Origin of the sequence: Streptomyces maremycinicus (genome assembly GCF_001184025.1) — a bacterium.
GTDB classification, from domain to species: domain Bacteria; phylum Actinomycetota; class Actinomycetes; order Streptomycetales; family Streptomycetaceae; genus Streptomyces; species Streptomyces maremycinicus.
Window position 1 is genome coordinate 284,162 of sequence record NZ_BBYG01000011.1, and the last position, 12,445, is coordinate 296,606.

11 protein-coding genes are annotated in these 12,445 nt (G+C 75.0%); 9 read left to right on the forward strand and 2 right to left on the reverse strand.

Features of this window, described 5'->3' with window-relative positions:
• The first annotated feature begins 3 nt into the window (after positions 1-3).
• From AOQ37_RS11760 to AOQ37_RS11775, 4 genes are all read left to right on the forward strand, one after another.
• Positions 4-798 carry an RNA polymerase sigma factor SigF gene (locus tag AOQ37_RS11760; RefSeq protein WP_062644005.1) on the forward strand — a complete coding sequence of 265 codons (795 nt, stop codon included), beginning with the start codon at positions 4-6 and terminating at the stop codon, positions 796-798.
• A gap of 489 nt (positions 799-1,287) precedes the next feature.
• Positions 1,288-2,058, forward strand: a complete 771-nt coding sequence (locus AOQ37_RS11765; protein WP_062644007.1) for a hypothetical protein — start codon at positions 1,288-1,290, stop codon at positions 2,056-2,058.
• A gap of 339 nt (positions 2,059-2,397) precedes the next feature.
• The gene (locus AOQ37_RS11770) at positions 2,398-3,645 is read left to right on the forward strand and encodes an aminotransferase class I/II-fold pyridoxal phosphate-dependent enzyme (protein WP_062644009.1); all 1,248 of its coding nucleotides are present in this window, start codon (positions 2,398-2,400) and stop codon (positions 3,643-3,645) included.
• Positions 3,642-4,703, forward strand: coding sequence for an MBL fold metallo-hydrolase (locus AOQ37_RS11775; protein WP_062644011.1), 1,062 nt, complete (start codon positions 3,642-3,644; stop codon positions 4,701-4,703). Before AOQ37_RS11770 ends, AOQ37_RS11775 begins: the two co-directional genes overlap by 4 nt.
• Before the next feature lie 34 nt (positions 4,704-4,737).
• On the opposite strand, the gene AOQ37_RS11780 is transcribed toward AOQ37_RS11775, so the two are convergent.
• Entirely contained in the window at positions 4,738-5,367 is a 630-nt protein-coding gene (locus AOQ37_RS11780) for a DedA family protein (protein ID WP_062644012.1), read from the reverse strand.
• On the reverse strand, positions 5,364-6,137 hold the full coding sequence (locus tag AOQ37_RS11785; RefSeq protein ID WP_062644014.1) for an MBL fold metallo-hydrolase: 774 nt from the start codon (positions 6,135-6,137) through the stop codon (positions 5,364-5,366). Before AOQ37_RS11785 ends, AOQ37_RS11780 begins: the two co-directional genes overlap by 4 nt.
• An 85-nt stretch (positions 6,138-6,222) precedes the next feature.
• Between AOQ37_RS11785 and AOQ37_RS11790 the strand changes: the two genes are divergently transcribed.
• The 5 genes from AOQ37_RS11790 to AOQ37_RS11810 all read left to right on the forward strand — a co-directional run bounded on the left by AOQ37_RS11790 (position 6,223) and on the right by AOQ37_RS11810 (position 12,434).
• Positions 6,223-6,633: a hypothetical protein gene (locus AOQ37_RS11790; RefSeq protein WP_062644016.1), complete on the forward strand. Its 411-nt coding sequence runs from the start codon at positions 6,223-6,225 to the stop codon at positions 6,631-6,633.
• Positions 6,634-6,714: 81 nt separating this feature from the next.
• Positions 6,715-8,829, forward strand: coding sequence for a phage holin family protein (locus AOQ37_RS11795; protein WP_062644017.1), 2,115 nt, complete (start codon positions 6,715-6,717; stop codon positions 8,827-8,829).
• 109 nt (positions 8,830-8,938) lie between these two features.
• The gene (locus tag AOQ37_RS11800) at positions 8,939-10,000 is read left to right on the forward strand and encodes an ATP-binding protein (protein WP_062644019.1); all 1,062 of its coding nucleotides are present in this window, start codon (positions 8,939-8,941) and stop codon (positions 9,998-10,000) included.
• A complete protein-coding gene (locus AOQ37_RS11805; protein ID WP_062644020.1) occupies positions 9,997-11,793 on the forward strand; it encodes a vWA domain-containing protein in 1,797 nt (598 codons plus the stop codon). Before AOQ37_RS11800 ends, AOQ37_RS11805 begins: the two co-directional genes overlap by 4 nt.
• Before the next feature lie 215 nt (positions 11,794-12,008).
• Positions 12,009-12,434: an OsmC family peroxiredoxin gene (locus AOQ37_RS11810; protein WP_020125610.1), complete on the forward strand. Its 426-nt coding sequence runs from the start codon at positions 12,009-12,011 to the stop codon at positions 12,432-12,434.
• The last annotated feature ends 11 nt before the right edge of the window (positions 12,435-12,445 follow it).

The following is a 12,445-nucleotide window of genomic DNA, read 5'->3' on the forward strand; positions in this document are numbered from 1 at the left end:
CCCATGCCGAACAGAGCGAACGCGAAGCGCCGACCGCACGACGACGCCCCCGACACCGCCGACGCCTTCCGCCGGCTGGCCACCCTGCCCCCCGGCCCCCGACGCGACACGCTCCGCTCCGAGATCGTCGAGGCCTGGCTGCCCATGGCCGACCGTCTGGCCGGCCGCTTCCGCAGCCGCGGCGAGGCCTTCGACGACCTGCGTCAGGTCGCCGCTCTCGGCCTGGTCAAGGCCGTCGACCGCTACGACCCCGAACTCGGGAACGCGTTCGAGAGCTACGCCGTCCCCACCATCACCGGTGAGATCAAGCGGCACTTCCGCGACCACATGTGGACCCTGCACGTGCCGCGCCGCGTCCAGGAACTGCGCAACCGGGTGCGCTTCGCCGACCAGGACCTGTCCCAGACCGTCTCCGGACGGCGGCCCACCGTCGCCGAGATCGCCGAGCACGCGCAGCTCAGCGAGGAGGACGTACGCATCGGGATGGGGGCGCTGGAGAGCTTCACAGCGCTGTCGCTGGACGCGGACCTGCCGGGCGCCGAGGACGGCTACTCGCTCAGCGACGTACTGGGCGCGGTGGACCCGGCGCTGGGCACGGTCGTCGACCGGGAGGCCGTCAGGACCCGCCTCGCCGCGCTGCCCGAGCGCGAGCGGGCGATCTTGTACATGAGGTTCTTCGAGGACATGACACAGAGCCGGATCGCGGACCGGCTGGGCATCTCGCAGATGCATGTGTCCCGGCTGATCAACCGATGCTGCAACCGCCTGCGCGAACAGGTCCTGAACGACCCGGCGTGACAGCGAGACGCGACCGGCGCCCGCCGGAGCCCGCCGAGCCTGTCGGCGCCGGCCCGAGCCCGCGGGCACTCACCGGTCCCCGTAGCCGTCGCGGCCCGTCGGGGTCCGTCCAAGCCCGCCGGACCCCGTCGAGGCCCGCCGTACACAGCCGCTGTCGGGGCCCGTCGGGGCTCATCGGGGGCTTTCGGAGCCCATCGGCGCTCGCCGGGAGCGTGGCGGGGCTCCCCGGGGCCCGTTGCCGCAGTACGCCGGGCCCGTCGGCGCGCGCCGAGCGGGTCGGTGTTCGCCGAAATCCGGCGTCGTCGGGTGGTGCCGAAGTCCGGCGGAGGCGGGGTGGTCGTGGTCACCCGGTCGGGGGTTCGTGTCTGCCCATGGGCTGCGAAAGGCGTCCGAATGGCGTCCGGCCGCGCGCGGCCGGCCGGTCCTCGGGCTCTGATGGCTGTGGGCGGCAACGCCCCGTCCGCAGCCGTCGGCCGAAGGAACCGTCCCATGCGTCGCACCGCCCATCTCCTCTCCGCCCTCGCCATGGCCGGCGCCGCCCTGGTCGCCGTCGGAACGACCGCGTCCGCGGACCCGGCGGCGGAGGTCAGCCCGGGCAGCGTCGCCCCGGGCGGCAGCGTCACCGTGTCCGTCTCCTGCGGGCCGCTCGGCGCGACCGCGCCCGAGAGCCTCGACGCCACCTCGCAGGCCTTCGCCGAGGGCACCGTCGAACTGAGCAAGGTCCCCGGCGCCGACGGCGCGCAGACCGGGACCGCCTACCGTGGCACCGCCCGTGTCGCGCCCGCCGACGACCTCCAGGTGAGCCCGGACGCGGTCGGTCCCGACGCCGCCTGGACCGTCGACGGCACCTGTCCCGCGGCGCCCGGCGGACAGGGCAAGCCGTGGAGCGCGACCCTGGACGTCGCGCGCGGCACACCGCCGCCGTGCGGGTCGGCGTCCGCCGCGTCCTGTGCCCCCGCCCGGCCGTGTCCGCCGGCGCTGGACCCCGCCACGGCCGGCGGCGACGCCTGCCGCACCGTCCGGCCCTGCTCCCCGCCCGAGCCCCGCGCCGCCGAGCCCCACGCCGCCGAGCCCCACGCCGCCGCGCCCCTGGAGGAGGACTGCGCCCCCGCCACCGTCGGGCACGGGGTTCAGGCCGGTGAGGGCGGCGCCTTCACCGACTCCGTCCCCGCACTCGCCGCCGGTGGCCTGCTGATCGCCGGCGCGCTCGGCGCGGCGGTGCACCGGCTGCGCCGCCGGGACCCCGAGGGCAGGGTCTGACCGGCCGAGAGCCGGCCCGGCCCGCGTTGTGACCGGCGCAACGCGTGGGGCGGCCATGGGGTGAGGTCCCACGGGGTACTCAGAGCGCAGGGGCACGATCGGCCTCGTACGGGCATGCGGCCCCGCGGGGCGACCGGTCCCCGCACGGGACGGGCCACCCCACCCGACCCACGACGACGTCCGACGGCCGGGTACGGCACAGCCCCGGACCCGGCACCCACCGGGCACCGAAGCCGGGCGGGACACCCGGAGCGGCAGGCACCGGGACCGGGCAGACACCGGGACCGTCGGGGATCAGGGCCGGACAGGGCGGCAAGGACGGACTGCGCGGAGGACGACATGCGGCGGACGGCAGCGGAGGACCACGGGCCCGTCCGCTACGGCCCGCCGCTCCCCTCGGACGGCCTGCCGGTGCTGCCGGAACTCGTCTCGGTGCTCGCCCGGGCCGCGGGCCGCGCCGAGGCCGAGCCGGTGGGCGGCGGCCCCGCGCTGCTGGACGCCGCCCGCGGCTACTGGGAGCGGCGCGGGACCCCCGCCGAGCCCGGACGGATCGTGGCCGGGCCCGGCGCGCCCGCCCTGCTGCTCGCGCTGACCGCAGCCCTGGGCGGCGACGTCCTGGTGCCCCGGCCCTGCGCCGCCTGGTGGGCGCCGTACGCCCGCCTGCTGGGCAGGCCCGTCTTCCATGTGCCGACGCCCGCCGAGTGCGGGGGCGTCCCGGACCCCTACGCCCTGCTGGAGACCGTGCGCCGGGTGCGCGCCGAGGGCGGCGACCCGCGGCTGCTGGTGCTGTCCGTCGCCGACGACCCCACCGCGACCGTGGCGCCGCCCGAGGTGCTGCACGAGGCGGTGGAGGCCGCCGCGGGCGAGGGCCTGCACCTGGTCAGCGACGAGACCTGGCGCGACACGCTGCACACCCCGCAGGACACCGTGCTGGTCAGCCCGTCCGAGATGCTTCCGGAACAGGTCACCGTCGTCAGCGACCTCGCCGGCGCGCTGCTGCCGACCGGCTGGCCCGCGGCCGTCGCCCGCTTCCCCGCCTCGGCCACCGGGGAAGGCCTGCACGCGCGGGTGCTCGACGTCCTCACCGCGCTGGGCGCGCGCGTGGCCGCTCCGGTCGCCGCCGCGGCCGGGTACGCCCTGACCGAGCCCGAGCCGGTCACCGCGCGCGTCGCCGCCGCCGTACGCCTGCACGCGCGCGTGGCGGACGCCGTGCACGCCACCGTGGTCGCCGCGGGCGGCCTCGCCCTGCCTCCCCGGGCCGGCCGCCACCTGTACGCCGATCTCGGCCCGCTGCGCACCGCGCTCGCGGCGCACGGCGTCGGCGACGCCCAGGACCTGGAGGACTTCCTCTCCGCCCGGCTCCGGATGCCCGCGCCGGGCGGGCACCGCTTCGGCGACGAACTCGGGGCCCTGCGCGTCCGGCTGTCCACCGGCATGCTGCTGGACGGTACGGACGCGCAGCGCACGGAAGCCCTCACCTCACCCACACCGTTGGAACTGCCACACGTGCAACGCGCGTTGATGCTCTTGAGGTCGGTCTTCGACGATCTCCGTGACGACGCTCAGCGATGGGAGCCTCCTCGATGACGCAGCAGTCCGAGTCGACCACCACCAGCACGGTGACCACCGAGGACGCCGGTGCCCCGACCCCCCTGTCCCCGCTCGCGCCCCCCGCCCCGCCGCTCGCCGAGCCCCGCCCGATCGGGGAGCGCCGCGTGTGGCCGCGCACCTTCCACGACCGGCTCACCTCACCCCTGCCCGGCCTCAAGGCCCTCGCCCGGTTCGCCCGCGAGGGTTCCGTACGCCCCGGCAGGGACGGCCTCGCCGACATTCCCCGGCTCCCCTTCGCACCCGCCCCGCTGCCCCGGGCGGACACCCGTACCGTCGCCGTCTCCTGGGCGGGGCACGCCAGTTGGGTGATCGGCGTCGGCGGTCTCACCGTCCTGACCGACCCCGTGTGGTCCCGCCGCATCCTCGGCACCCCGGCCCGGATCACCCCGGTGGGCGTGCCCTGGGAGGCGCTCCCGCGCGTCGACGCCGTCGTCATCAGCCACAACCACTACGACCATCTCGACGCCCCCACGCTGCGCCGCCTCCCGCGCGACACGCCGGTGTTCGTGCCGGCCGGGCTCGGACGCTGGTTCCTGCGCCGCCGGTTCACCCGGGTCACCGAGCTGGACTGGTGGGAGGCGGCCGAACTCTCAGGTGTCCGCTTCGACTTCGTGCCGTCCCACCACTGGTCCAAGCGCTCCCTCACCGACACCTGTCACTCCCTCTGGGGCGGCTGGGTGCTCACCGCGCCCGACGGACGGCGCGTCTACTTCGCCGGGGACACCGGCTACGGCCACTGGTTCTCCCGGATCGGACAGCGCTACCCCGGCATCGACCTCGCCCTGCTGCCCATCGGCGCGTACGACCCCCGCTGGTGGCTCAGCGACGTCCACTGCGACCCGGAGGAGGCGGTCCGCGCCGCCCTCGACCTCGGGGCGCGCCGTATGGCCCCGATGCACTGGGGCACGTTCGTGCTGTCCGCGGAGCCCGTTCTGGAACCCCTCACACGCGTGCGGGCGGCCTGGGAGAAGGCGGGGCTGGAGCGCGACGACCTGTGGGACCTGCCGGTGGGAGGCGCCAGGGTCCTCGAGTAGCCCCGCCACGGGCCCGGCCGCCGCCCCGCTCGGCCTACGCGGTCCTGGCCCCCCGGACCCGGCGCCACAGGCTCGGGGCCGCTCCGACCACCACGGTCAGCGCGACCGCGGCGACCACGCCCTCCCAGGGCTCGGGGAACAGCGAGCCGCCGAGTATCCCGATCAGCTGGTAGGTCGCCGCCCAGGCCAGACAGGCCGGGAGATTGCCCCGCGCGAAACGGCGCAGCGGCCACTTCGCCATCAGACAGGCCAGCATCACCGGTATCCGGCCCGCCGGCACCAGCCGGGACAGCACCAGGACGGCCGTGGCGTGACGGGCGAGCTTGTCCTGCGCCTGCTCCAGCCGTTCCTCGGGCGCCCGCGAGCGGATCGCCTCCAGCCAGCGCGAGCCGTTCTTCGACCGCATCCCGCGCCGGCCCAGCCAGTACAGCGCCGCGTCACCGCAGAACGCCGCGAGCGACGCCGTCACGAACACCATCAACAGGGCGAACGGCACCGTCTGATGGACGGCGACCGCCGCCGCCGTACTCACCAGCGCCCCCGTCGGCACCACCGGCACCAGCGCCCCGATCAGCACCAGCAGGAACAACGACGGATAACCGAGGGCCTGTTGGGTGGCCTCCGTCGGCACGACCGTCACGGTCGCGGCGAGCCACCATTTCACCGCGGGACTCCCGGGCGCACGCTCTGCCCGTGCGCGAGCCGGTGGACCGCCACTCCCGGCGCGCGCTCCGCCGCGATCCGGACGAACTCCTCGCCGGGCGCATGGAATTCATGGGGGCGCACGGCGTCCATGCCGATCGGCCAGTACGTGCCGTAGTGCACCGGGACCGCGGTGCGCGGCGCCAGCCGGACCAGTGCCTCGGCCGCGCGCCCCGCGTCCAGGTGCCCCTCGCCGAGATACGGCCCCCAGCCGCCCACCGGCAGCAGTGCCACGTCGACCGGTCCGACCTGCTCGGCCATGTCGTCGAACAGGCCGGTGTCCCCGGCGAAGTACGTCCGGGCCTCGCCCTCGACGACGTACCCGAGCGCGGGGGAGTGGTGCCGCCCGACCGGCAGCCGCCGCCCGTCGTGGTGCGCGGGCACGGCCCGTATCCGCACGTCGCCCACGGTGACCTCGTCCCCCGGCGCCATCTCGCTCAACCGCAGATGCCGCAGCCGGCGCAGCCCGGGCACGGCGCGCGGCGCGCCCCGGGGCACCAGCAGGCGCGTGCCCGGCGCAAGGCGCGCCAGCGAGGGCACGTGCAGATGGTCGGCGTGCAGGTGGGAGACGAGCGCCACGTCCGCGCTCCAGGCGTCGGGCGGGGGCAGCGCGCCCCGGCGGCGGCGCAGATGTGCGAGACGGCGCGCGAACAGGGGGTCGGTGAGCACACGTACGTCCGAATCCTCGACCGTACAGGTGGCGTGCCCCCACCACGTGATCTCCACCGCCACCTCTTTGCCTCCTTCGCGCGACTCCCCCGAAGCCTACGGGCAGGAGTAGGGTCGGCGGCGAAACCCGGAGGTGAGGGGGGACGCCATGGGACCGGTGCGGGTCATGCGGGTCACGGCGATCGCGAGTCTGACGCCGCTCGAGGAACTGGACGCCGATCCCTTCCTGGTGGACTCCCGCAGCCAGCACGCCATGTGCGCGCGGTGGGCCGCCGAGCGCGGCTATGTGGTCGGCCGGGAACTGCTGGTCCGCGGGCTGCGCGCCGACCACTGCGTGCTGTGGGACGGGATCCGGGCGGGCGTCGACCTGTTCGTCGCGCCCAGCCGCCGAGTGCTGGAGAGCGCGCTGAGTTCCGTGGAGGAGTTCTCCGCGGAGTGCGCGCGGCGCGGTGTGCGGGTGGAGACGGTCGGCAGCGCCGAGCCCGCCTACGACGCCCAGATGAAGGCCCGGGTGCACCGGAGGCTGTCGATGCCGACGGCCGGCTACGACGGGCGATAGCCGCGGAGTGCCTGCCGGCGCCGTATGACAGGGTGGAGGCGGCCCCCGGGTGTCGGGGCCGGAACGTGAGGTGTACGGGGCGTGCGAGGGGTGCGGTGGCGGCGTGCCGCCAGTCAGGCCGGCCGGAGCGCGGCGGTGTGGATCGTCTCCACGCTCACCATGCTGGCGCTCGCCGGGATCCTGCCCGACTTCCGGCTCCAGTCCCCCGGAGGCGACAGCGCCACCACCATCGCCAGGACCGCCGCCGTCGGAGCGGGGGCGTTCGGACTGCTGTCGGCCCTGGCCTGGCCGCTGCTGGTGCGCCTGCTGCTGCTCGTCCCGGCGCTGGTCCTCGGCCTGCTGGTGTTCTTCCTCAACGGCTCGCTGCTGCTGCTCGCCCTGCGGCTGAACCCCTCCGGGCAGAGCGAGGCCGCTCCGGAGACCGCCGTGATCGTCGCCGCCGTGATGTCCGCGGTCGCCTCCGCGACGGGCGGCGCCCTGGCCGTACGCGACGACGAGGCCTACCGCCGCCGCCTGTACCGGCTCGCCGACCGCCGCCGAAGAGACGGCGCCGCCTGTCCCGCCACCCCCGGCACCGTCTTCCTCCAACTCGACGGCGTCGGCCACGACGTGCTGGCCGCGGCGGTGCGCAAGGGGCTGATGCCGACGGTCGCCCGATGGCTGGGCGGCGACCCGGGGCAGGGCCGTGCGCCCGGCCGCACGGGAACCGGCGCCCCCCGCCCCACCCACCGGCTCACCGCCTGGCACACCGACTGGTCCAGCCAGACCGGCGCCAGCCAGCTCGGCATCCTGCACGGCAGCAACCACGACGTGCCCGCCTTCCGCTGGTACGAGAAGGACACCGGGGAGGTGATGGTCTGCAACCGCCCCACCAGCGCCGCCGAACTCCAGCGCCGCGCGGTCGAGCACACCGGTGACGGCGGCCTGCTGTCCGCCGACGGCGCGAGCCGCGGCAACCTCTTCGGCGGCGGCGCCGACGAGCAGGCCCTCGTGCTGTCCATCGCCACCCGCCGGCGCAGCCGGGAGACCCGGTCCCGGGCCGGCTACTTCGCCTACTTCTCCGACCCGGCCAACGCCGTGCGCACCGCGCTGTCGTTCGTCGCCGAGGTCGGCCGCGAGACCGGCCAGTCCCTCCGCGCCCGGCTGCGCAAGGAGCGCCCACGCGTCGGACGCGGCGGCCTCTACCCGCTGGTCCGCGCCTTCGCGACGGTCGTCGAACGCGATGTCGTGGTGGCCGCGGTGATGGGCGACATGCTCGCCGGCCGCACCGCCGTCTACGCCGACCTGGTGGCGTACGACGAGGTCGCGCACCACTCCGGGCCGCTCGGCCGGGACACCGAGCAGGTCCTCGGCCGCCTCGACCGCGCCCTCGCGCTCATCGAGAACGTCGCCGAGCACGCGCCCCGCCCGTACCGGATCGTCGTGCTGTCCGACCACGGCCAGAGCCCCGGCGAGACGTTCCGCGCCCGCTACGGCCTCACCCTCGGCGACCTGGTGCGGGCCGGCTGCGGGCTGCCCGTGTCGCGCAAGGCCGAACGCACCCACAGCGGCGCCGAGGCCCGGGCGGCCGTCCGCGCGGCGCTGCGCCGGCCCGTCGAGCAGACCGGCGGACGCCGGCGCCCGGTCGGCCGGCGCTCGGAACCGATCGTGCTGGCCTCGGGCAACCTCGGCCTGATCTCCTTCCCGGACGTGCCGCACCGGATGAGCAAGGAGGAGATCGACGCCCGCCACCCCGCCCTGCTCACCACCCTCGCCAACCACCCCGGCATCGGCTTCCTCCTGGTGCGCAGCGAGGAGCACGGCGGGGTCGTCCTCGGCGCGTACGGCGCGGAGATACCGCTCGACCGACTCGACCGGACGCCCGGCCCGCTGGCCGCCTTCGGGCCCGGCGCCGCGGACGCCGTGCGGCGCACCCACTCCTTCCCGCACACCGCCGACATCATGGTCAACTCCTTCCACGACCCGGCCGACGGCGAGGTCCTCGCCTTCGAGGAGCAGATCGGCTCCCACGGCGGCCTCGGTGGCGCCCAGTCCAGACCGTTCCTGCTGTCCCCGCTCGCGCTGTCCGCACCCGTCGCGGAGGACGAGGAGCTGACCGGCGCGGAGCAGGTGCACCGCGTGCTGCGCCGCTGGCTGCGCGAGACCGACGGCCCCCAGGTGCCGCTCGACAGAGCGCCGGAGGAGCGCGCCGCCTGAAATTGGGCTGCGCCCGGGGAGCCGTACGCACACACTGTCGGTACCGGTCCGGTCGTCTCCGGATCCCGCGCACTCGCGCCCCTTCCGCGTCCCTCGAGGAGCCCCTGCCTTGCAGGCTGCCGTCACCGTCACGCCTTCCCGTGTCCCCGAACTGCTCCTCGGCCTCGCCACCGTGCGGCCGGTGTTCCTCTGGGGCGCCCCCGGCATCGGAAAGTCCTCCCTGGTCAGGGAGTTCGCCGAGTCGCTGGGGCTGGAGTGCGTGAGCCTGCTCGGTACCCAGCTCGCGCCGGAGGACCTGATCGGCGTACCCCAGATCCGCGACGGCCGGTCGGTCTTCTGCCCGCCCGAGGCCATCGCCCGGGACGAGCCCTACTGCCTGTTCCTGGACGAGTTGAACGCGGCCACGCCCGATGTGCAGAAGGCGTTCTACTCCCTCATCCTCGACCGGCGGATCGGCACCTACGAGCTCCCCGAGGGCTCGATCGTCATCGGAGCCGGGAACCGGGCCACGGACAACGCGCTCGCCCGGCCCATCGCCTCCGCGCTCGTCAACCGCCTCACCCATGTCCATCTGGAGGCCTCCGCGAAGGACTGGCTGACATGGGCCGCGGGCAACGGCATCCACCCGTGGATCCTCGACCACCTCACCGATCGGCCCGACCACCTGTGGTCCAAGCCGCCGAAGACCGAGGAGCCGTTCTCCACCCCCCGCTCCTGGCACATGCTCTCCGACGCGCTGCACTCCTTCGGGCCCGACCTCGACGAGGACACCCTCACGGTGCTGGCGCACGGCACGCTGACGCCCGCGCACGCCACCGCCTTCCGCGGCTACGTCAAGATCGTCCGCAGCCGGTACGGCATCGAGGCCATCCTCAAGGGCGAGGCCCCCTGGCCGCGCGGGGTCGAGGACCGCGACCTCCTCTACTACCTCGCCGACTCGTTCCGGGGCCGCCTGGTCAAGGAACTCCCCGCCGTCCGCGAGCACATGTCGACGAAGGGCCGGCAGACCGCGTACCGCGCCAAGTCGCTGCTGGTACAGCTCGCCGAGATCTCCGTCGAGGTCGCCCAGACCGTCATCGCCTCCGACGCCGACGGCAACCCGGTGCTGCCCGCCTGGTTCCTGGTCGAGGCGGCCCGGGACATGCCCCGCCTGGTGGAGGCGCGCCGGTGAGACGGGAGGACCGCGACAAGAAGAAGCGCGACCTCGCGGCGGAGGCGTTCGAGTCGGGAAGGGTGGCGCTGCGCGGCAACCCGGCGCTGGCCGCCGTCGACTTCGACCTCTGCCGCCGCGAGGAGTGCACCATGGCTCCCCGCGACGGACTCGTCCGCGCCGACTCCAACGGCACCCTGCACGCCCACCCCACCCGGATCGCCGATCCCGCCCACTGGGCCTGGTCCCTCGCGCACGCCGCCCTCCACCTCGCCTTCGGACACCTCCCGGCGTCGGCGAACGAGCGTGACCAGCCCGACCGGTACGACCTCGCCGCGCGCTGCACGGTCGTCAACCGCTTTCTGCTCGCCTTCCCCGTCGGCCGCGCCCCCGACGGGCTGCCGTCGTCCTACCCGGGCGGCGACGAGGAGCAGATCGCCGACCGCTGGCGGCGCACCGGGATCCCGGCCGCCTACGAACACTGCGGCACCGCGGGGACGGCCGCCGACCAGGTGCTCGTGCGGTGGACCTGGTCCGGGCAGCCGATGCCGGACTGGCCGCTGGCCTTCGCCACCGCCCTGACCCGCACCGTGTCCGCCGCGATGGACATGGCGGGCGGCCGCCGCGAGTCCCTCACCGGCGAGGTGACCGTCCGCCGCCCCTGGGAACGCGCGCTGAGCTGGTTCGTCTCGTCCTACCCGCTGCTGGGCGGCCTCGCGGCAGGCATCAGGCTGGTCGCCGACGCCGAACTCGCCCGCGCCCACGGCATCTCGATCGCCGCGGTGAACGCGGAGGCGGGCGAGATCTACATCAACCCGCTTCGCCGCTACGACGACGAGGAGTGGCGGTTCGTCCTCGCCCACGAGATGCTGCACGCCGCCCTGCGCCACGGCGACCGCTGCGGCACCCGCGACCCCTATCTCTTCAACGTCGCCTGCGACTACGTCATCAACGGCTGGCTGCGCGAGATGCAGATCGGCACCATGCCCGAAGGGCTCCTGTACGACGCCGAGCTGGCGGGCCTGTCCGCCGAGGAGGTCTACGACCGCATCACGGTGGACCTGCGCCGGATGCGGCGACTGGCGACGCTGCGCGGCAAGGGCCTCGGCGACATCCTGGGCGCCCCGCTCGGCCCGCCCCACGACTACGTCGACCTCGACGGCTTCTACCGGCGCGGCCTCGCCCAGGGCCTCGAACTGCACCAGCGGCAGGAACGCGGCTTCCTGCCCGGCGGGTTGGTCGAGGAGATCCGCGCCCTCAGTCACCCGCCGCTGCCCTGGGACGCGCGACTGGCGCGCTGGTTCGACGAGTTCGTGCCCCGCCCCGAGTCGGTGCGCAGCTACGCCCGGCCCGCCCGCCGGCAGGCGTCCACGCCGGACATCCCGCGCGCCGGTCGGTACCGCCCGCCCGAGGAGATCGCCCGCTGCACCTTCGGCGTCGTCCTGGACACCTCCGGCTCCATGGACCGCACCCTGCTCGGCAAGGCGCTCGGCGCCATCGCCTCGTACGCCGAGGCCCGCGACGTCCCGGCCGCCCGGGTCGTGTTCTGCGACGCGGCCGCGCACGACGCGGGCTATCTGCCGGTCACCGAGATCGCCGGCCGGGTCCGGGTGCACGGCCGCGGCGGCACGGTCCTCCAGCCCGGCATCGACCTGCTGCACCGCGCCGACGACTTCCCGCCCGGTGCGCCGCTGCTCGTCATCACCGACGGCTGGTGCGACGTGCTGCGGGTACGGCGCGAGCACGCGTACCTGATCCCGCAGGGTCGCCGGCTGCCGTTCACCGCGAAGGGGCCGGTGTTCCGGGTGCGGTGAACGGCTCGCCGTACCGGGCGCGTCACCGGCGGGCCCGGTGGCCGGAGCGGACCCTCCCGAAGTCGTTCGTCAGCCGGACCGCGGGACCGCCGAAGCCCCCACGGGGAGTCGGTGTCCGCTGGGTGGATCGACGCCGGGTGTGATCGGATGGGTGCCAGGCATCCGTCAACGGAACCGCCCGCTGTCTCCACCATCACAGTTCGAAAGGATTCGTCGTGGCAACCACGCGCTCCGCACACACCGTCTGGGAAGGCAACCTGCTCGAGGGCAACGGGGTCGTGACCTTCGACTCCTCCGGCATCGGTCAGCAGCCGGTGTCGTGGCCCTCGCGCGCCGAGCAGGCGAACGGCAAGACCAGCCCGGAGGAGCTCATCGCCGCCGCCCACTCCAGCTGCTTCTCGATGGCGCTGTCGCACGGCCTGGCCGGTGCCGGTACGCCGCCCACCAAACTCGTCACCTCCGCGGACGTCACCTTCCAGCCGGGCGAGGGCATCACCGGCATCCACCTGACCGTGGAGGGCACCGTCCCCGGCCTCGACGACGACGCGTTCGCCGCCGCGGCCGAGGACGCCAAGAAGAACTGCCCGGTCAGCCAGGCCCTCACCGGCACGACCATCACCCTGTCGGCCAAGCTCGCCTGAGTCCGCCGCAC

Bases quoted from the DNA above. Each gene is read 5' to 3' on its own strand.
- AOQ37_RS11760 (WP_062644005.1), top strand. From the start codon at position 4: ATGCCGAACAGAGCGAACGCGAAGCGCCGACCGCACGACGACGCCCCC.
- AOQ37_RS11765 (WP_062644007.1), top strand. From the start codon at position 1,288: ATGCGTCGCACCGCCCATCTCCTCTCCGCCCTCGCCATGGCCGGCGCC.
- AOQ37_RS11770 (WP_062644009.1), top strand. From the start codon at position 2,398: ATGCGGCGGACGGCAGCGGAGGACCACGGGCCCGTCCGCTACGGCCCG.
- AOQ37_RS11775 (WP_062644011.1), top strand. From the start codon at position 3,642: ATGACGCAGCAGTCCGAGTCGACCACCACCAGCACGGTGACCACCGAG.
- AOQ37_RS11790 (WP_062644016.1), top strand. From the start codon at position 6,223: ATGGGACCGGTGCGGGTCATGCGGGTCACGGCGATCGCGAGTCTGACG.